Annotated in this window: 16 protein-coding genes; 8 read left to right on the top strand and 8 right to left on the bottom strand. The window is 57.2% G+C overall.

Annotated elements, in window-relative coordinates:
* Positions 1-34: 34 nt before the first annotated feature.
* From GOV80_RS06500 to GOV80_RS06525, 6 genes are all read right to left on the bottom strand, one after another.
* Positions 35-1,810, bottom strand: coding sequence for a di-heme-cytochrome C peroxidase (locus tag GOV80_RS06500; protein ID WP_170783327.1), 1,776 nt, complete (start codon positions 1,808-1,810; stop codon positions 35-37).
* 212 nt (positions 1,811-2,022) lie between these two features.
* Positions 2,023-3,183, bottom strand: coding sequence for a helix-turn-helix transcriptional regulator (locus tag GOV80_RS06505; RefSeq protein ID WP_170783329.1), 1,161 nt, complete (start codon positions 3,181-3,183; stop codon positions 2,023-2,025).
* Positions 3,184-3,440: 257 nt separating this feature from the next.
* Positions 3,441-5,168 (bottom strand): thiamine pyrophosphate-binding protein, encoded by a 1,728-nt coding sequence (locus tag GOV80_RS06510; RefSeq protein ID WP_170783331.1) that lies wholly within the window; start codon positions 5,166-5,168, stop codon positions 3,441-3,443.
* Positions 5,168-6,295 (bottom strand): enolase C-terminal domain-like protein, encoded by a 1,128-nt coding sequence (locus tag GOV80_RS06515; RefSeq protein ID WP_170783333.1) that lies wholly within the window; start codon positions 6,293-6,295, stop codon positions 5,168-5,170. The genes GOV80_RS06510 and GOV80_RS06515 overlap by 1 nt, the downstream gene beginning before the upstream one ends.
* The gene (locus GOV80_RS06520) at positions 6,292-7,038 is read right to left on the bottom strand and encodes an aspartate/glutamate racemase family protein (RefSeq protein ID WP_170783335.1); all 747 of its coding nucleotides are present in this window, start codon (positions 7,036-7,038) and stop codon (positions 6,292-6,294) included. Before GOV80_RS06520 ends, GOV80_RS06515 begins: the two co-directional genes overlap by 4 nt.
* The gene (locus GOV80_RS06525) at positions 7,038-7,736 is read right to left on the bottom strand and encodes a GntR family transcriptional regulator (RefSeq protein WP_336510132.1); all 699 of its coding nucleotides are present in this window, start codon (positions 7,734-7,736) and stop codon (positions 7,038-7,040) included. The genes GOV80_RS06520 and GOV80_RS06525 overlap by 1 nt, the downstream gene beginning before the upstream one ends.
* 94 nt (positions 7,737-7,830) lie before the next feature.
* Here GOV80_RS06525 and GOV80_RS06530 point away from each other — a divergent pair, with 94 nt between their 5' ends.
* The 5 genes from GOV80_RS06530 to GOV80_RS06550 are packed head-to-tail and all read left to right on the top strand — an operon-like array spanning position 7,831 to position 12,923.
* Positions 7,831-9,072 carry an FAD-dependent oxidoreductase gene (locus GOV80_RS06530; RefSeq protein WP_170783695.1) on the top strand — a complete coding sequence of 414 codons (1,242 nt, stop codon included), beginning with the start codon at positions 7,831-7,833 and terminating at the stop codon, positions 9,070-9,072.
* Positions 9,073-9,105: 33 nt separating this feature from the next.
* Positions 9,106-10,086 (top strand): TRAP transporter substrate-binding protein, encoded by a 981-nt coding sequence (locus GOV80_RS06535; protein WP_170783337.1) that lies wholly within the window; start codon positions 9,106-9,108, stop codon positions 10,084-10,086.
* Between the two features lie 58 nt (positions 10,087-10,144).
* Complete coding sequence (locus GOV80_RS06540; RefSeq protein WP_170783339.1) at positions 10,145-10,681, top strand: TRAP transporter small permease; 537 nt, start codon at positions 10,145-10,147, stop codon at positions 10,679-10,681.
* Positions 10,682-10,685: 4 nt separating this feature from the next.
* Complete coding sequence (locus GOV80_RS06545; RefSeq protein ID WP_170771995.1) at positions 10,686-11,993, top strand: TRAP transporter large permease; 1,308 nt, start codon at positions 10,686-10,688, stop codon at positions 11,991-11,993.
* Between the two features lie 3 nt (positions 11,994-11,996).
* Positions 11,997-12,923, top strand: coding sequence for a hypothetical protein (locus GOV80_RS06550; protein ID WP_170783341.1), 927 nt, complete (start codon positions 11,997-11,999; stop codon positions 12,921-12,923).
* Positions 12,924-12,963: 40 nt separating this feature from the next.
* On the opposite strand, the gene GOV80_RS06555 is transcribed toward GOV80_RS06550, so the two are convergent.
* Positions 12,964-14,169, bottom strand: coding sequence for a metallophosphoesterase family protein (locus tag GOV80_RS06555; protein ID WP_336510133.1), 1,206 nt, complete (start codon positions 14,167-14,169; stop codon positions 12,964-12,966).
* Between the two features lie 266 nt (positions 14,170-14,435).
* Positions 14,436-15,395: a nuclear transport factor 2 family protein gene (locus tag GOV80_RS06560; protein WP_170783698.1), complete on the bottom strand. Its 960-nt coding sequence runs from the start codon at positions 15,393-15,395 to the stop codon at positions 14,436-14,438.
* Between the two features lie 210 nt (positions 15,396-15,605).
* Between GOV80_RS06560 and GOV80_RS06565 the strand changes: the two genes are divergently transcribed.
* From GOV80_RS06565 to GOV80_RS06575, 3 genes are all read left to right on the top strand, one after another.
* Entirely contained in the window at positions 15,606-16,652 is a 1,047-nt protein-coding gene (locus GOV80_RS06565) for an ABC transporter ATP-binding protein (protein ID WP_170783343.1), read from the top strand.
* Positions 16,653-16,727: 75 nt separating this feature from the next.
* Positions 16,728-17,939 carry an ABC transporter substrate-binding protein gene (locus tag GOV80_RS06570; protein WP_170772002.1) on the top strand — a complete coding sequence of 404 codons (1,212 nt, stop codon included), beginning with the start codon at positions 16,728-16,730 and terminating at the stop codon, positions 17,937-17,939.
* A 67-nt stretch (positions 17,940-18,006) separates the two neighbouring features.
* Positions 18,007-19,029 carry a carbohydrate ABC transporter permease gene (locus GOV80_RS06575; protein ID WP_170772004.1) on the top strand — a complete coding sequence of 341 codons (1,023 nt, stop codon included), beginning with the start codon at positions 18,007-18,009 and terminating at the stop codon, positions 19,027-19,029.
* Position 19,030: the final 1 nt, after the last annotated feature.

Raw genomic sequence — 19,030 nt, forward strand, 5'->3', positions numbered from 1 at the left:
GATCTTGGTCAGGATCGTGGAGCTTCATGGGCACCTACAGCCCTTTGAGATATTCCACGATAGCCCAACGTTCGTCGTCGGTCAGATCAGAATTGTTGTAATCGTGACCGGCGTTTGAATTTCCCGGAATAATATTTCCGGCGGAATCGCGCACGCGATACACCCAGGGTGCATTTTGCACATCACTGACATAGCCTACCTTAACGGGATCGAACTCGCGAGAGCCGATACCGAATTCTTCCGGGCGTACTGGACCGGCGACGGTCACCTCTTCACCTACGTTGCGGGCCACGGCAGGCAAAAGCAAATCATAAAGTGTGGGAACCGATCCGTTGTGCAGATAGGGAGCAGTGGCCCAAATCCCGTTGAGAGGGCGCGCCTTGTAAGCCAGTAGCTGGTGATCAGTGTTCAGACATTCCTTTGCCTGGGCTCGTTTTTCCTCGTCTGCAACACCGGGCAAGATTGGACTGTCACCCGTGCCGCTGAAACCGACCCGCCCATCCTCTGGTTCAACTTGCGAAAATACCGCATCGGCCAGTTCACCCAGCTTGCCGACAATGGCCCCGCTGGCGGCATTGGTCAGCATCTTGTGGATCGCGTCCGTTTCTTCGATCCACTCGCCCTTCAGAGGAATGCTGCGTTGCCCGGCAGTGTTCCCTGCGTCGGTTGTGCGAAGATAGGTATTGCAAGCTAGGAAAACATCTGTCCCCGCCTCATCAAGGCCAAACATCTCGATCTGCGCGGACGATTCCAGATCTGTGGGATCGAGAGGCGCATGACAACCCCTACAATTAGCCTCGAACAGGTCTTTGCCCCTTGCCGCCAAGGGCGCATCAATCTCACCAAGCACGTCCTGGGGCCAAACGGGGGATGTCATCTGCGACAACAGGCGTTCCAATCCAACCATGTTGCGCACGCGCACGCTGCTGTCATAGCCGCGTATCGCCCAGCCGTCATCGGCCTCAATATGAGCAAACACGCCAATAACCTCGGAAACGTTCCTGACAAGTGCTGTCAGCTCGGTGTCACGTCCCCAAACCCGGATCGGCTCACTGGCTTCGGCAATTCCATTCCATTGCAACTTGGCTTGCTGATGTGTGTTCCAGATAAACGGATAGCTGGCCGGTGCATCGGCCGAGAATGCATTTGACGGCGTCTCTGCGCCGATGACCATCGACACTTTTGTCAGGATGTGACCCTGGGCATCCAAACGGCCGGGCCCGGCTGTGACATCGGAATGATTGATGTCGTGTAGCGCCGCCATCCAATCGATTTGTTCCTGCAACTGAGTTGCCAGACCGGCTTTGGTCTGGTCATTCACCGGGCCGTGCAGCACTAAGCGCGCGAATTCATGCATCCGATCTGGGTCGGCAATCGTCGCTTCTAGCGCGCTCTGCGTGCTGTTGACCAGATCGTCGAACCGCGCCAGCGTGGGCGCGCCTTCAACGCGTACGCGCTGCCCTTCAAAGGTGATTTCCGTCGTGTGACAGGCCGAACAGTTCATTCCAACCCAAGGTGCGCGCATTGTGCCAGCGCCGCACATTGTTGGAAAACGGTCGCACATCAGGTCGGCATCTTCAGATGAGTCATGGTCCACGGCAAAGCCGACTGGCAATCCATACGGGTTGTCCTGCGAATACGGGTTGGGGAGGTACCCGAATGCGACAAGGCTTTCCGAGCTGTACAGTTCATTTTCGCCATTTGCCGACTTTAGCGCCAAGGCCCAGTCCAGCGGCAACAGGCGAGATCCCTGCGATGTCGTGTACCACCATTGGCGGCGCTCATCACTCCAGCCCTGATCAAGGCACATCGCATCCCCTTGTGAGCACGATGTTGCGATTTTCGGCAGAGTTGATTGTGACCAGGTCGGAGAAGCCAGAGAAGTAGCAACCGTTACACTCACAGCGGTTAGTATTGGTCCCTGAAAATAATTAACTAGTGAAATAGACATGGTAATTGCTCCTCCAACCTAGTCCAATTCATTTGGCCGCTAATTTCTATCGGGCGCATCGCCCAAATGGGTTAACGGCTGGTCAAAAATTGCCCGCCAATACTGGAAACGCGCCGTATAAGTTGTGTTCTGTTAGAGCAACTCGTCTTGGACAGGAGCGTCTTAACCTGTGCATTGACGGTGTCAGTAGAACGGTCTCGGCGTTCAGCGATCTGGCGGTTTGTCATGCCCTCAGCCAGAAGCGTAACCAAAGCGCTTTCCGACGGGGTCAGCTTAAGTACTTTGTCGATCATCTCTTGGTTGAGTTCCAAGCCGCTGCTTGTATCGAGACTGCAAACCATGAATGTATTTTCAATAGGCTCGCCAAGAACACGATCCGACGCAAGCGGCACGATCTCAACCGCCAGAACAGGTCCGGTTTCATCTTCGGCAGCCAAGGCTTCTTTCCGGGGTCGGGCACCAAATCGGCCATGTTTTCCTGCGGAACGGGTCATGCGACGAAACCAGTCGCCGTGTTTTTCGGCCTGGGGTTCCAACCGGCCTTCGGGCGTCACGCGGAATAGTCGGACCTCTTCCAGCTGGCGCTGAAACTCCTGATTGTGGACCAGCACTGTTCCATTCGCGCGAACTAGACAAATCCCGATCCTCAACTGGTCGATTGCGTCAACCAGAACCTGAGACCTCAACCTTAATTGTCGAACGGGTCGGGCCAATTCGCAGGCCTTTGCCATATGGGGCAGAAGGGTTGATAAAATTGCTCTGTCCGATTGTCCCAATGGGCCGTGGCGGCGCGAAAACTGGACGGAAAACCGATCGCGCATCGGTTGGTCACGGCTGAGCAACGCGCCGCCGCGATGCATGATACCGAATTCGGCCATTGCCTGAGCATTGGGACGGCGGGCGACGGCCTCGGGCGTTTCGGCCAATACTTCCTCACCAATGACGTCTATATGGTCACCCATCGAGGAATGACGAGCAAAAAGCCGTTGGTCTTCAATTTCCCATTTGGCGAATGCCTCGGCATAGCCCGCGACTGCCGCCGGATCATATCGCGACGACATGAATGGGGCGACAAGCTGTTGTTTCCCATAAGCATCTTCGACGAGGTCGAACATGATGCAGCCGCGCGCGTCCACCGCCTCAGCCACCCGGTCCAACACGTCCTGCCAGCCCTCGGGGGCGACAACGGTGTCGTAGATGGCTTGTATCAGGTCACTCTGTAAGGATGTCATGCCAGATAACCTAACTCATAGAACAGTTTTGTCGCAACAATGCACCAGAGGCCAGAATGGCCTAAATCTTTACTTAGATCAGAAACTTGGCCTCTTTGTGTCCGGCGCTGTGCAATGACGCATGGGCTACCTTCCGACATGCAGCTTGTGGGCCTGTCGTGGAATTGACAGCACCTTCTCGAGGATGATCTGCTGGCCGCCCCTCTGGAAGGCTGGGGCGATTCACAAGGAGCAGTTTTTGTAGCTGTCCCGGGCCATCAATAGAAATGAGGCAGATTTTTCGTTCGGGCCACGCGGACCCAATTCGGGACAAAGGGGATGATCTTGTCCTGCGTTGGGACCATGATCTCGATAAAATTCGCGCCATGGTTTGATATCGCCTGTGTCAGGATCGGCTCTATCTCGTCTTCGGATGTGATGCGGGCAGTCTTAAAGCCGAAGCCTTCAGCCACTTTCAGATAGTCCACGGCGCCGAAATCGGTTGTCCAGGGCGCGTCGACGTCATCCAGCAAGATGGCCTCGCCCCGGATCCAACCGAAACTGTCGTTTCGATTCAGGATGATGGTCACGTTCTTGCCCGACCGCTTTACGGTTTCCATGTCGCCCAGTACAAACCCGATCGACCCATCCCCCGTCAGCGATATGATCGGCCCTTCGGTGGCGTAAGACGCGCCAAGACCCGCAGGAATGGCATAGCCCAACGCGCCCATCGAATAATTGGTGATATAGCGACGGCCGGCCTCACGGAAGGTCAGAAGGGCAGAAGGGTAAATAGCGCTGACGCCGGGTTCGGAGGTGACGATTGCGTCGGCAGGCATGATCCGGTCCAACACTTGCGACAGCTTCACGGGCGATATCGTTCCCTCTGGCATCGGGATATTCGCGTTGAACACCTTGTCTAGCGCCGTGCGCTTTGTCTGGGTCAGATCAATACGGGGACGGGTCAAGCCCGGATGCTCGGATTTCAGGATTTCCAGCATATAGGCTAGGCTGGCTCGGGCATCACCAGCAAGGCCTATCTTGACCGGGAAGTTATTGCCGATATGGGCCTCGGCGATGTCGAGATGCAGAAAGGTCTTGTTCTGTGGGTCGCCATACAGTTTCCAATGATCGGTCGCGGCGCTGTCGGTGTTGGACCCGATGAAAAAGATCAGATCGGCGTCGTGCACATATTGGTTGGAATACTCCATACCGCCACGCGCACCGATGACCCGCAGCGCCAGGGGATGATCTTCGGGTATAGTACCCTTGCCGGGCGTGGTTGTTCCGACCGGGATTTGTAGAAGCTCGGCCAGTTCCAGAATGACGTCACCCGCCTTCGAGATCAGCCCACCCTGGCCGCAGACAATCGCGGGCTGCTTGGCCGAAAGCAACGCGTCGATGGCGCCCCGCAACTTGCCGTGATCGGCTACGGGTCGGTGCGCCGGATAGGCTGCGTATTCCGGTTCGGCATAAAGGTCGTTCAGGTCGGCCTCTTCACCGAAGATGTTGATCGGGATGCGGATATGAACAGGGGCAGGGCGGCCCGAGGTCGCGACGCGAAACGCTCGGCGCAGCAGAAACGGAATTTCTCGGACGTTCGTGACCGTGAAGGATTCCTTGCAGATGCTATCGTACAGTGCTGTTTGATCGACCCCGGTCAGCCCGTGCCTTTTGTCCTGATTGATCGGGATATCGGACGAGAAGAAAATCACCGGCACCGAGCTGAGAAACGCTTCGGTGATGCCGGGGCTGCAATGGGTGACGCCGGGGCTTGGTGCTTCGAGCACGGCGGGTTTGCCGGTGATCTTGGCATAGGCTTCGGCCGCGTATGAGGCTGTGCGTTCGTCGCGGGTGAGGACGAATTCAATGTCCGAATTGGCGCGCCATTCCTTGTACCAGCCAATGGTTGTCTCGCCAGGCAAGCCGAACACATGGGTCACATCGTGCAGCTCAAGCATCCGCAACAAAGCCTGCGCGCCGTTCATTCGTATTAATTCGGCCATCATGTGTCCTTCAAAAGCTGGGTGCGATACCGCCCCAACATGTCGGGGTCCGGGGCGATGCCCAGCCCCGGCGTTTTGGGAACCTGCACATGACCGTTCCGGACGGGGAAGGGCGACTGCGCAATGTCGGCCTGGGCATAGTAAGTGGACATGTAGAACTCACACCCCAGCGTCAGGTCGGGGATGGCCGCCATAAGATGGGCGCCTGCCATGTGCGCGATCGAGGTTTCGAACATGCATCCTCCGTAGACATCAATCCCCGCTGCGCGGGCGATCGCGGCGATCTCGATACAGCGCCGGATGCCGCCTGATTTGGCGGTCTTTAAAGAAAAGATGTTTGCAATGCGATCACCGGCGCCCTGAAGCGCCTGATGCACGTTGAACACGGCCTCGTCCGCCATGATGGGGACATCGACGGCGCGTGTGATCTGGGCCAACGCTTCGCGTTCATGCATCCGGACCGGCTGTTCGACGAAATCCGGGCGGAAAGCTTCAAGGTCGCGAATATGGCGGATGGCGTCATAGGCCAGAAGCCCCTGATTATAGTCGATCCGCAGGCGTATTGCCTCGCCATATGTGTTACGCAGGTGTTCCAGCCGCATGAGGTCGAAAGCATGATCGGCGAACCCGGTCTTGAGTTTGAACAGACGCACCCCATCGCCCCACAAGCGGGCAATATCTTCGAGGTCGGCCCCGAAATCGGGATTCGCAACCGAAAAGCTCAACGGTATTTCGCCGCGATGCCTACCGCCGGCCAATTCGGCAATGGGCAACCCGGTGATCTGACCGGTCAGGTCCAGTAGCGCCGACTCAAGAGCGGCTTTGGCTTCGGGATGACCAACCAGCACGCGATCCGCCTGCGTCATGGTCGGCTCTACTTGGCATGGATCCTGACCAACGACGTGCGGTCGCAGATGCACATGCAGCGCGGCGGCGGCGGCCTCTAGCGTGCCGGTAAAGACGGGCCAGGGTGAAGCCTCACCCCATCCGGTCAGGCCGCTATCTGTGGTTAATTCGCACAGGGCTGCGTTGATACCACCCACATCGCCCGAACCGTGTGAGTGGACGGCCTGCGCCGGGATGTGAACGCAATGGACACGCAGGTCGATGATGCGATGGTCGCTCATGGCTGGTCCTGCGGGATATCGTCAAGATGCGATGGGAACCGCCGTGGCAGCAAGCCAGACTGGAACCAAAGCAGGTAGGTGTAGATGGAAAAAACGGGACGCCCCGTCGCGCGGCGGATATCGGCGGCGTAGGGGACCATATTGGTGCATTCAAGAAGGATCGCGCCGATATTGGGGTGGTCCGAAACCAGCTTTTGGGCTGCGCGAACATTGTCCATGCGCGCCTGTTCAAAGTCGATCTCTGCAGCATCGCCCAACACGAGCGTGGTGAAATGAGACCCGGCACCCGTGCCGGCGACCGGAGTTCCCTCGGGGATGCCGGCGGCATCAAGATGGGCGGTGGTCAACGTTTCGGACGAGATCGTCAGGATACCCAGTTCCTGATCGGCGGGCAGGGATTGACGGATCAGCGGGGCCTGAAGCAGCGAGGATGATGCAACAGGCACCCCAAGCGCGCGCGAAAGTTCGGTTTGGAACGGGACGAGGAAGCCACAATTAGTGGCAATGCCATCGCAGCCCATGGCCACCAGTTCTTGTCCGGCCTCTATGAATGCACCCAGCAGCGGGGTTGCATCGCCGCGGACCACATTGTCTGGCGTGGCCGCTGAGACAATCTTGTATTGCACCGGGAAGGGCCAGGTGCCGGCGTTGCCGATATCGCCCGGAATGCGGGGAAATCGGGTGTTTAGCATCAGGATGCCGACCGATGCTCCGTATATGGTTTTACCGCCAAATGTTGTCATCAGGGTGTATCCTGCGGGGCATAAAGATCTGCGAAGGCAAGGCGCACGGCGGCTGACGCATGCTGCGCACGGTTTTCGATATGTTGGCGCATCGCTTTCGCTGCGCCCTCTGCGTCCCCATTCCGGACCAGATCCAGTATGATGCGATGCCTTTCGGTTGTGGTCCGCCCAGCGGCCTGCAAGCTGCGCAGGTCTGCCGCGCGCACAAATCGGATCTTATCATAAATCGTTGTCAGCAGCCGCGTCAGTTCGGGATTGTCGGCCAATCGCGCGAGGTTCATGTGAAACGCCTCGTCCAGCTCCAACAACCGCAAGGGATCCGAGCACGTGGCATATTCGTCTGCTGTACTGTCCAGCGAGGCGTTGATGTCGTCTAGGGCGTCGGACTCGGCGCGTAGTGCTGCTTGGCGTGCTGTTTCACACTCTATGGCCATGCGCGCCTGGTACAGATGGGTAATCCGCTCATCGGTCAGGGCCCGGCAGAAAAATCCACGCCCGGCATGAAAATCGACGAACCCTTCGGCCACCAGCCTGTTCAAAGCCTCGCGCAAGGGGGTGCGGCTGGCTCCAAGGTCGCGGGACAGTGCGGATTCGTTGATCCGCTCGCCCGGTTTGAACGCAAACGAGGCCGCCATGGATCGCAGCTGCGCATAAACTGTGCTGACTGTGTCTTCGGTATTGGAAACTGCGAGTGTCACAACCGTTTTCCCTGAGATTTGCAGCTAAAATACGCAAGGCTTGCTTTGAAGGCAATACTGTGCATTGATCTGTATACAGAAAGAGGGCGAGACCATTCCAAAACGGATCATCATAGCAGGTGCGGGAATTGTCGGCGTATCAACAGGTATCTGGCTGCGCCGCTTTTCTGATGCAGACGTGACGATCATAGATCGGCTTCCGCCGGGCGAAGGCACGTCTCATGGCAATGCAGGCGTGATCGCCGCCTGTTCGGTTGCGCCGGTGACGGCACCGGGATTGGTGCGAAAAGCGCCTAAGATGCTGATGAACCCGGACTTTCCGCTGTTTGTGCGCTGGGGATACTTTCCGAAATTGCTGCCATGGCTGATCAAGTATCTGGGCACCGCAAATGACAGCGACACCCGCCGCATATCCAGCGGGTTGACCACAATCGTCGCCGACAGTGTCGAGCAACACAAATCCCTGGTTGCGGGTACAGCCGCCTCGGATTGGGTGCAGGAGAGTGATTATTCCTTTGCCTATACCGACCGGGCGGCCTTCGAAGCGGACAGCTACACTTGGGGTCTGCGTCGGGATGCGGGATTTGAACCGATCATACGCGAAGGAAGTGCGCTGCGTGATTTTGAGCCGAACCTTGCGCCCTCGGTCGGTTTGTTGGCAACGATGGCGGATCATGGCTATGTCCGGGACCCCGGTGGATATGTAAAAGCTCTGGCAGACGTGTTCCAAGCTGCCGGCGGCGCCATTCAGCAGGCCGAGATCAAGGATGTCGAGATGACGGACGATAAGGTGTCCGCTGTTTTGACATCGGCAGGACCGCATCCTTGCGATCAGCTGATATTGGCGACAGGTGTTTGGTCGAAGCCATTGATGCAGAAACTGGGCTTGGACATTCCACTTGAGACCGAGCGTGGCTATCACATCATATTCGAAGACGCCGAAAGTGGCCCGTCCCATCCCATCATGGTGGCTAGCGGGAAATTTGTAGCAACGCCAATGGCTGCGGGCTTGCGCTGCGCCGGAGTGGTCGAGTTCGGCGGATTAGACGCAGGTCCCAACGATGCAGCCCTGAACCTGTTGCGCCGTACGGCCAAGGCGGCCTTTCCAAACCTGACATACAAGGCAGAGGTGCCCTGGCTTGGACACCGTCCGGCCCCCTCGGACAGCTTGCCTCTGATTGGAGAGGTGCGAGAAACCGGGGTGTTTACCGCTTTTGGCCATCACCACATTGGATTGACCGGTGCCCCAAAAACGGGAAGGATCGTCGCAGGTCTTGTCGCGGGCCAACCAGTCAACACCGACATCGGTGCATTTGATCCCATGCGTTTTGCATGAAGCCGCGAAGTTTTGACCATCAGGGAGACTAAAATGACAAAAATTACGACAACTTGTGCAACCATTGCCACGGCGACCGTGTTGGGGCTTCCCGCTACTGCACAGGAAAAGTGGGATCTGCCCATGGCGTATTCGGGCTCGAACTTTCATTCAGTAACCGGTGCGGAATTTGCCAAATGTGTGACCACCGGAACCGGCGGTGAGATCGAGATTACCACGCACCCTTCCGGGTCGCTTTATGCAGGGGCCGATATCAAACGCGCGGTTCAAACCGGCCAGGTGCCGATAGGTGAGCGTCTGCTGTCCGGACATCAGAATGAAAGTGCCATCTTCGGTTGGGATTCGGTTCCCTTCCTCGTGTCCTCGTTTGACGAGCATGAGAAGCTGTACGAAGTGGCGCTGCCGCACGTGCAGGATTTGCTAGCCGAGCAGAACATGACGATGCTCTACTCTGTACCGTGGCCGCCGCAGGGGCTGTATTTTAACAAGGAAGTGAATTCCATCGCTGATATGGAAGGGTTGAAGTTCCGTTCGTACAACAATGCAACAGCCCGCATGGCCGAGTTGACCAAGATGCTGCCCGTGTCCATCGAAGCGGCTGAGATCAGCCAGGCCTTTGCGACAGGCGTGGCCGAGTCAATGGTGTCGTCTGGGGCTACCGGTTATGACCGGAAGGTTTGGGAAAGCCTCAGCCATTTCTATTCCGTCGACGCGTGGTTGCCGCGCAACTACATGCTGATCAACAACGACGTTTGGAACGGCGTTTCTGATCAGAACAAGAACGTGATCAAGGCCTGTGCCGAGTTGGCCGAATACGCGGGGACATGGCGCGCCAAGGAATATACCGGCTTCACCCTGGCAGGTCTGGCCGAAGGCGGCATGACGGTTGCTCCGGCGGGTGATCAGTTGATGTCCGATCTGCGGGGCGTGGGTGAAACCATGGCCGCCGAGTGGCTGGAAGCGGCGGGTGATACCGGTGCGGCCATTCTGGACGCGTATAACGCAGCGCAATAAGTACCTTTGCCCGGACCTCTGAACTGGTCCGGGCCTTTTCTGCCCCGGAGACCGACCTATGACGGGTGCCTTGCGCGGCCTGCGCCGCTTTCTCGATCTTCTTTATTTTGCGGCCGGTGTGCTGGCTGCGTTATGCCTGATCGCCATCCTGTTGCTGATCGTTGCGCAGATGGTAGCGCGCTGGACGGGTGAAATCTTTCCCGGTGCGGCGAATTACGCGGGCTATGCAATGGCAGCGGCTAGCTTTTTTGCCTTTGCAAATGCGTTGAACCGGGGCGCGCATATCCGGGTTTCGATCCTGTTGAACGCTGTCCCGCAGGCGTTTCGTCGGGTGCTGGAAATCTGGTGCTTCACCATTGCGGCAGCTGTGATGTGGTACTTTGTCTACTACGCCTATTGGTTCACGTACTGGTCTTGGAAATTCAACGAAGTCAGCCAGGCACAGGATGCGACGCCATTGTGGATTCCGCAATCTGTCATGGTCGTCGGGGGCGGTATTCTCGCCATCTCGCTGACCGATCACCTCGTGCATGTCATTTTCCGGGGCGATCACCGGATTCAGCGTGATCTCGTCGATCAGAGTTTCGGAGAGTAGGGCGATGGAAGAAATCTATGCAATCTCTCTGTTCCTGTTCGTCCTGTTCCTTCTTCTGGGCACAGGCGTCTGGGTTGGCCTGGCGCTGATGGGCGTGGCCTGGGTCGGGATGGAGCTGTTCACGACCCGCCCGGTAGGCGACACGATGATCACCACGATCTGGGCTTCATCTTCCAGTTGGACTCTGACAGCGCTGCCGCTGTTTATCTGGATGGGAGAGATCCTGTTCCGAACGCGACTGTCCGAAGACATGTTCCGCGGTTTGTCGCCCTGGATGGCGCGGCTGCCCGGAGGATTGGTGCATACCAATATTGTGGGGTGTACGGTCTTTGCGGCTGTGTCCGGATCCTCTGCCGCGACGCTGACCACGGTTGGTAAGATGTCCATCCCGGAACTGCGGGCGCGCAACTACCCCGAGCGGATCGTAATCGGGACATTGGCGGGTGCTGCGACGCTGGGTCTGATGATCCCTCCGTCGCTGGCTCTGATCGTCTATGGCGTCACCGTGAATGAGAGCATCACGCAACTGTTCTTTGCCGGGGTGTTTCCGGGTCTGTGTCTGGCGCTGATGTTCATGGGATATGTGGCGCTGTATTCGTGGTTCTCGGGTGCCTGGAACCCGAAACAGGAAACGTTCATGAGCTTTGGTGAAAAGCTGAAGAACTCTCGTTTTCTGATCCCGGTCATGTGTCTGATCTTTGTGGTGATCGGGTCGATGTATGCGGGCTACGCCACCGCGACCGAAGCTGCAGCCATCGGGGTCATAGGGTCCTTGGTTCTTGCGGCCAGTCAGAGGTCGCTGAATTGGAACACCTTTACGGAAAGCTTGATGGGGGCGACCCGGACCTCGGCTATGATCGCCCTGATCCTTGCGGGCGCTGCGTTTCTGAAACTGGCCATGGGCTTTACCGGCCTGCCGCGCGCCTTGGCGGACGGCATCGCCGCGATGGAGCTATCGCGCTTCGAGTTGCTGATGATCCTGATGGTGTTCTACATCGTGCTGGGCATGTTTCTGGACGGAATATCCTCGGTTGTTCTGACCATGGCGGTGGTCGAACCGATGGTGCGCGAGGCGGGGATCGACCTGATCTGGTTTGGTATCTTCGTCGTCGTCGTGGTCGAGATGGCGCAGATCACGCCCCCGATCGGCTTCAACCTTTTTGTTCTGCAGGGTATGACAGAGCATGAGATGGGCTATATCACCCGCGCTGCGTTTCCGATGTTCATGATCATGGTGCTGATGTGCTTTGTTTTGATCTGGTTCCCGGATGTTGCCATGTGGCTGCCTGAAACCATGCGACAGGCGCCCTGACAGGTGGTTTCAGCGCTTGGTTGGCTGGGGCAGCAAGGCCGCTACTGCCTGATTGCCGGGCTAATTGCAGGATTGCTGACCCCAGGCCTTGCCGAGTTTCTGCGTCCGTGGGTCGGGGTTCTAGTGGTTTTGCTGCTGCTGGTCACCGGCATTCGTGTAGGCGCAAAACAGGCGTTGGGTGTCCAAAGTGATTTGACTGCGACAGTGCTGCGCATCGTGGCTCTGCAAGCGGTGTTGCCGCTGATCGTGATTGTAACCTTGGCGGCGCTGGACCTATTGCACTTCCCCTTGGCCATGGCGGTTTCCTTGATGCTGGCTGCGCCTTCACTGACAGGTGCTCCGAATTTCGCGATCATGATGGGTCAGGACCCGGCACCGGGAATGCGGATTTTGGTCATCGGAACGGCGTTGTTTCCGATCACGGCCCTTCCGGTGTTCCTTATCCTCGACCCTGCTGGTGGAGGGGTTTTGAGTGGGATCAGCTTGTCGCTTGGCCTTCTTGCAGCGATCCTTGTTTCGGTCGGGATCGGATTTGCCATTCGTCATCTGTTGCCCGTTATGGGGCAGCCAAGGGAACAGGGTGCCTTGGACGGGTGTTCCGCCCTATTGCTGGGCGTCGTCGTGGTCGGGTTGATGAGCGCGATAGGCCCGCTTTTGCAAACCGAACCTCTGGCTCTGCTTCTTTGGCTCATGGCAGCGCTTGCCATCAATTTCGTCCTCGTCAGCGGGGCATTGTTGGTTTCAAACTGGGCACGGTTGGACATGTCCATTCCAACTGCGATCTACGCGGGCAATCGCAATATTGCCCTGTTCCTGATCGTTTTGCCGGAAGAGGCAGCGGCCCCATTGTTGATTTTTGTGGGGTGTTACCAAATCCCGATGTATCTGACGCCTATCCTGCTGGCGCGTTTTCGTGGGCTGATTCAGTAACTCCTTTGGGTTTCCAACAAGGCCATAGAGTGACTGCCTGTTAAATGCAGGTGAGCCTGCTTTCGGCCAACTGGCACCGAATTTGAACCTGCCCGGTGTCCCCAATGGCCTCCATCAGCCATGTATTGTCAGTGCCCTTGGTCAACATCAAGAAACCGAATTCGCCATTGTTGACCACAAGGTCTGCCAAGTGTCCGGCGATTTCGATATCCCTTGCAACGCCTGTGGGCATTGGATCAAGCTGCGTGCCACTGTTGCCGACGATGCTTTGAACCGGACCGTCCGACAGGTCGATGGCTTGAAACGCATGAATATGACCCGACAGGATGAGGGTGACGGCCTGGGGCATGGCACCGCCAAAGGCTGCGCGCTGGGTGTCATCCCCGTTAATCAGCTCCCCAAATGCGCGCATGTTCGCCCAAAGCGGGCGATGTGTCAGAAGCCAGCCTTCGCCATTGGTTCTTGCGAAGAGATCGCGCGCCATTTGCGAATATTCCGGTAGCAAGTCGGGGCTGCTATGAGGCGCGGGACCGGCGGAGGAATCAAATACGATCAGATCCAACCCATCGACAGATGTGATCCATGGCTGGGAAACTGCTGGGCAATCTGACGGCACCGGGCCGTCTGCGAAATACCGAAACCACCCTTTGTCTCCACGTCCGCAATTTTCGTGATTTCCCCTGAGAAAAAGAAACGGCGCGGCCTGGAACAGCTGTTCCGCCGGGGTTAGCCAGTCGGCAGACCAGGCCTGAAACGTGTCTCCGAATGGTGAGCCGCCGCATTTTTCCGCGTCCGGGCATTCCGAAGACCGGTACAGATAATCGCCGACATGAATGATCAAATCCGGCGATCTGGACGCGACTTCCTCTGCTATTTTCGTCAGGGGCCAGGCACTCGGATCATTGCAGGCCTGGGCCCTGTTTCCGCGAATGCGGCAGCCGGTATCACCAATGACAGCGATACGTTCTACGGTCGGGCTGAGCGTTGGGAGCACCTTTGTGTCCACAGATATCTGACCAGGGGTTTCCTGCGCCCGATGCTCGCAAACGTGGCCCGGGAACTGGGCCGATGGTGTTGCCCTTTTCTGCATGGCGACAGAACGGCCTTCGACTTGTAGCAAAGGACATTTTGGCGACGCCGAGATAACACGGACAACTATTTCGCGATCCGGTCCAAGTTGCACCCAATGAGACAGAGTTTCCCCAGAAGCAGCTGAGATCGCGCAAAACAGCCAACTCGACGCCATTAAGACGAGTGATACGACCCTGACCGACACACGGATACCCCGACCAAATAATGCGGCAACAGTACGATAGGGGATTGAAAAGTCTAGTGGAGATGACTCATTTGGTTGGCGGTCTTGCCCGCAGCTTCAAAGCATTATCGAATGCATCCAGCGGGCAATGCGGACCGATGTTTTGTTGGCAAACCCGTACACGCCTTGTGCGCGACTTCCAGAAATGCTTGTTTTCTACACCGTTTCTATGGAGTTGAGGTGGCGCAAGTCCACATTCATCCTCCGGTTTGTTTGATCCCCGTTGTCCGAGTAAGAACGTCCACCCCTTGCTGTTTCCAAAAATGCAGCAAATCAATTAACACCCAGTTTTCGGCCAGTTTATCATCGGCGCGCCGATAAATGTCGATCACCCTAAACTCGCCCGGCTTGCCAGTGGATGGCATGCCCATGAACCCTCCTGACGGTATTGCAGTGAAGTTTGGCCAGCCAAAGAAGCCGCCGTAGTTTCCTTCGGCCAGCCGACAGACATGTTCTGTCTTTGAGCGTTCTGTGAAACCTGCACGAAAGGGCCCGGAATGTTGTTTGGCATAACGGTCTATTGTGTAGGTCGCGCCAATACCCTCGGGCCCCCACCAGATCATGTCCTGGTGCCAGGTTCGGGCCAATTCCTCTTGCAATGTCATTCCGCTGTTCCACTGCCCGAGATCCGAGATCATAGCATTGATGAGCGCCAGAGTCTTATTGCCTTCTTCAATGGGTTGCTCGTTCCACAGCAGGCCGTCATGGGTCAACGGCCCGGGTTGGACCAAATGCGCCGCTGTTTGCGGGGGAAACGGATTTTGCCCAGCCTGCACCATCAAATGCGGAATGTCGAAATACATCGCTGTTTCGACAATCCGGTCGCCTGAGACTTTGTAGAATGCGCAATACCGCAGGAACGCCATCTTGCCGGTCGCGCGGATACCCAGCCACGGTTTGTCGAACAACCCCATCAAATGTCCCATGGAAACGACCCATACGTCGTCTGGGTCATGTAGTGAGTTGTGCCCCGCGAACAGGATATCGACACGGTTCTGCATGTGGGCGAGGCTGGACCTCAAAGGTTGCCAGAACTGCCGGGCAACCTGGTCAGCACCGGTGATTTCGTTGAAGGGATGAAAACCACGCCACTTCAAATCCGTCGTACTGAATTGGCTCATCACCTTTGGGATGTCATGCTCTGTTGCGGTATCCATGGCCGTTTGAAACGCATAGACAAGTTTTTTTTGGGTCTGAAAACTCACGATTTTTCCATTTATTGTCAGAGTGTTGCGAGGCGCGCGAATCTTTTGATCGGGCGTTTTTCCCAATATTCTTGCATACGTATGCAAAAATGTCTTGCCTGATTTGATATATGCGAATTACAGTTTTGCAAACGTATGCAAGCGAATCTTTGTGGGGGCACCATGGCGGAAATTCAGTTACGCAACGTGGGTAAGCGATGGGGCTCGTTCATTGGGGTTCACAATTTCGACCTGACCATTGCAGATCGCGAGTTTCTGGTGCTGCTGGGCCCGTCGGGCTGTGGTAAGACCACCACGATGCGGATGATCGCCGGGCTTGAGGACGTGACCGAGGGCGAGATTCTGATTGACGGCAAGGTCGTCAATGATCTGGAACCCAAGGACCGTGACGTGGCGATGGTGTTCCAAAGCTATGCCTTGTACCCGAACATGAACGTCTATGAAAACATCCGCTTTCCGCTGAAAGTGCGCGGCATCGATCCAGCGACCCATGACGACAAGGTGCGCCGCGCCAGCGCTATGGTCGAGCTTGACGATTTTCTGCATCGCAAACCGGCCGAACTGTCGGGCGGTCAGCGGCAGCGTGTGGCGCTGGCCCGCGCCATCGTGCGGGAACCGAATGTCTTCCTGATGGACGAGCCTCTGTCTAACCTCGATGCCAAGCTGCGGGTCTCGACCCGGGCGCAGATCAAGAACCTCAGTCATGAGTTGGCGGTGACGACGATCTATGTGACCCACGACCAGATCGAGGCGATGACTCTGGCCGACCGTGTTGTGGTGATGAAACAGGGCGTGGTGCAACAGGTCGGCAGTCCGACCGAAATCTATGACCGTCCCGCGAATACTTTCGTGGCCAGCTTCATCGGCTCGCCGGCCATGAACCTGATGGAAGGAGAGGTCACAGGCGGCGTATTCCGAGCTGAACATGTTGAAATTCCGGTCAGCGCGCCTGATGGCCCTATGACTCTGGGGTTCCGGGCCGAGGATGCCAGCCTTGCTGAAGGCGCAGGCCAGATCACCGCTCCGATCTACACGCTGGAGCTGCTGGGCGACGCGACCATGATCTCGGTCCGGGTCGGTGGAGCTTTGGTGTCGGTCAAGGCCGATAAATCTTTCCGCGCCGAGATCGGGGATGATGTCTCATTCTCGGTGCCTACAGAAATCTGTCACCTCTTCGAAGCTGGAAGCGGTGCGCGGATCGGGGAGTAACCCCGCCAACAGCCCTTCGGGGCATAACAGCGGTCCGGGCGTCGACGACGGACCCATCCTGACAGGGAGAAACGCATGAAACTCAAGACGATCCTAATGGCAGGAGCCATGGCCATCGCAGCAAGCGGTGCATCGGCGGCCTGTTCTTATGAAAACGAAGTGCCGCTGAAGTCGCTATCAGCGGGTTTCGAAGCGTGGAAAGCGGTGACGGACGCGATGGCCGAATGCGGCAACTTCAGCGCTTCGCTGGATCAGGAATTCCGCGAGAAGCAGCCCGAAGCCTTTGCTGCCAACCCGTCGCTCTATCAAATCGGCGGCGTTTCCAACGCGACCCTTGTGCCCTTGCTGAACGCAGGCACAATCCGGCCTCTGGATGATCTGGTCGAAAAATACGGCCAGAACCTGCTGCCGAACCAGCTGATCAAAGTCGATGGCAAGACAATGGCAATTGCTTTCATGGTCAATGCGCAGCACCTGATGTATCGCAATGATGTTTTGGCTGATCTGGGCATCGAAGAACCAAAGACATATGGCGAGATAATAGACGCAGCGGCCAAGATCAAAGAAGCCGGTGTAATGGATTATCCGATCGGGGGCACTTTTAAGACCGGTTGGAACCTTGGTCAGGAATTCGTCAACATGTATCTGGGCGAAGGTGGCGCATTCTTTGGTGACGGCAACATGCCCGCAATCAACAATGCGCAAGGCGTAGCTGCGCTGGAAACGCTGAAAGCGATGACGGACTATATGGACCCGGAATACCTCGTCTCGGACTCCACCTATGTCCAGCAGCAATTCCAACAGGGCAAAATTGCCATGGCCAACCTGTGGGCCAGCCGGGCCGCTGCCATGAATGATGAGGCTGAAAGCCAAGTTGTCGGCAAGGTCACGATGGCCTCAGCGCCGATGGGGTCCTCGGTTCCGGCCACGACCGTTTGGTGGGACGGCATCGTCCTGGCCTCGAACATGAGCGATGAAGAAGCAGACGCGGCCTTCCGTCTGGTGATGGAAGGTATCGATGCCGAGATGGTTGGCGCAAACAATGACACCGCTGTCTGGCTGAGCACGGCGTACACACCGGGTGAGCTGGCTGCAGGCGCTGCGGCCTCGGCAGAAGGTGGTGCCAAACCATATCCTGCATCTGGTCCCATGGGCATCATGCACACGTCGCTGGGCAATGGTCTGGCCGATTACCTGACCGGTGCCAAAGATGCGCAAACCGCGCTGGCCGATATCGAGGCGGATTACATCACCGCCGCGAAAGAGGCCGGTCTGATCAGTAACTGATCCTCTCTGGGGAGGGCCCCGTGCCCTCCCTCTTTTCCCACCCGAGAACCATGAGAAAGGCAGAGCCATGAATTTCCGGACATTTGCCGCCTTTGTTGGCCCCTCTGTCTTTATGATGCTTCTCTTTATCGCGTTCCCACTAGTTAGCGTGTTCAAGCAGAGCTTTTATATCACCCAACCCGTCTATGAGACGGTCGAGGTCGAAACCTGCACGCCCGGCTTCCTGACCCAGACCTGCGTGACCGAGCTGAAATCGCAGCCCAAGCTGGATGAACATGGTGAGGTTATCACGCGGACGGAATATGTTGGCCTGCAAAGCTATCGCAACGTGCTGGAGCCCGAGCGGGCATGGCGCGCGATCACTGAGGGCAATTGGTCGGTCCTGTCCACCATCAATTTCTGGAAGGCGCTGCGTTTCACACTGACATTCACGCTGATCACGCTGCCACTGGTCATCGGGTTCGGGCTGGGTATTGCGGTTCTGATCAACAACGCCGCGGGGTCAATCCGCGGACCGGTGATCTTTATTTCGCTATTGCCCTTCATCATCACGCCGGTGATCGGCGCACTGTCTATCAACTGGTTGTTCCGTGGGGACGGCATCCTGACCGCGCTGCTGGAGTGGTGGCTGAACCGCGATATTGCCTTGTTTGCGCAGGCGTGGACCATTGAAATCCTGATGATGTTCTACCGCGTCTGGCACGTGGCCCCGTTTGCGGCCGTTGTGTTCTATGCCGGGTTGCAGACCGTCAACCAGGACAGTCTCGAAAGCGCCGTGATCGATGGGGCGACTCGTTGGCAACGCATGAAATACATCGTCATCCCGCATCTGATGCCGCTGATCATCTTCGTGTCGATGATCCACCTGATGGACGCCTACCGGGTGTTCGAAGAGATCGTCGGTTTCTCGAGCCAAGCTTATGTCATCTCGCTGCAATGGCTGACCTTCGACTTCCTCGTGCCGGATCAGGCGGGCAACCGGTCGATCAGCCGGGCCTCGGCCAGCGCGATGCTGACAATGATCGGGATCGTCCTTCTTCTGATCCTGCCGCTGCGCCGCACCTGGCGCGACCATAAAGGAGGCCACTGAT

Origin of the sequence: Ruegeria lacuscaerulensis (assembly GCF_013034685.1) — a bacterium.
Taxonomy (GTDB): Bacteria; Pseudomonadota; Alphaproteobacteria; order Rhodobacterales; family Rhodobacteraceae; genus Ruegeria; species Ruegeria lacuscaerulensis_B.

What these genes read in the sequence shown, in the direction of transcription:
- GOV80_RS06505 (WP_170783329.1), bottom strand. Translation starts at nt 3,183, where the DNA reads ATGACATCCTTACAGAGTGACCTGATACAAGCCATCTACGACACCGTT.
- GOV80_RS06560 (WP_170783698.1), bottom strand. Translation starts at nt 15,395, where the DNA reads ATGGATACCGCAACAGAGCATGACATCCCAAAGGTGATGAGCCAATTC.
- GOV80_RS06500 (WP_170783327.1), bottom strand. Translation starts at nt 1,810, where the DNA reads ATGTGCCTTGATCAGGGCTGGAGTGATGAGCGCCGCCAATGGTGGTAC.
- GOV80_RS06515 (WP_170783333.1), bottom strand. Translation starts at nt 6,295, where the DNA reads ATGAGCGACCATCGCATCATCGACCTGCGTGTCCATTGCGTTCACATC.
- GOV80_RS06545 (WP_170771995.1), top strand. Translation starts at nt 10,686, where the DNA reads ATGGAAGAAATCTATGCAATCTCTCTGTTCCTGTTCGTCCTGTTCCTT.
- GOV80_RS06510 (WP_170783331.1), bottom strand. Translation starts at nt 5,168, where the DNA reads ATGGCCGAATTAATACGAATGAACGGCGCGCAGGCTTTGTTGCGGATG.
- GOV80_RS06575 (WP_170772004.1), top strand. Translation starts at nt 18,007, where the DNA reads ATGAATTTCCGGACATTTGCCGCCTTTGTTGGCCCCTCTGTCTTTATG.
- GOV80_RS06520 (WP_170783335.1), bottom strand. Translation starts at nt 7,038, where the DNA reads ATGACAACATTTGGCGGTAAAACCATATACGGAGCATCGGTCGGCATC.
- GOV80_RS06565 (WP_170783343.1), top strand. Translation starts at nt 15,606, where the DNA reads ATGGCGGAAATTCAGTTACGCAACGTGGGTAAGCGATGGGGCTCGTTC.
- GOV80_RS06570 (WP_170772002.1), top strand. Translation starts at nt 16,728, where the DNA reads ATGAAACTCAAGACGATCCTAATGGCAGGAGCCATGGCCATCGCAGCA.
- GOV80_RS06535 (WP_170783337.1), top strand. Translation starts at nt 9,106, where the DNA reads ATGACAAAAATTACGACAACTTGTGCAACCATTGCCACGGCGACCGTG.
- GOV80_RS06555 (WP_336510133.1), bottom strand. Translation starts at nt 14,169, where the DNA reads ATGGCGTCGAGTTGGCTGTTTTGCGCGATCTCAGCTGCTTCTGGGGAA.
- GOV80_RS06540 (WP_170783339.1), top strand. Translation starts at nt 10,145, where the DNA reads ATGACGGGTGCCTTGCGCGGCCTGCGCCGCTTTCTCGATCTTCTTTAT.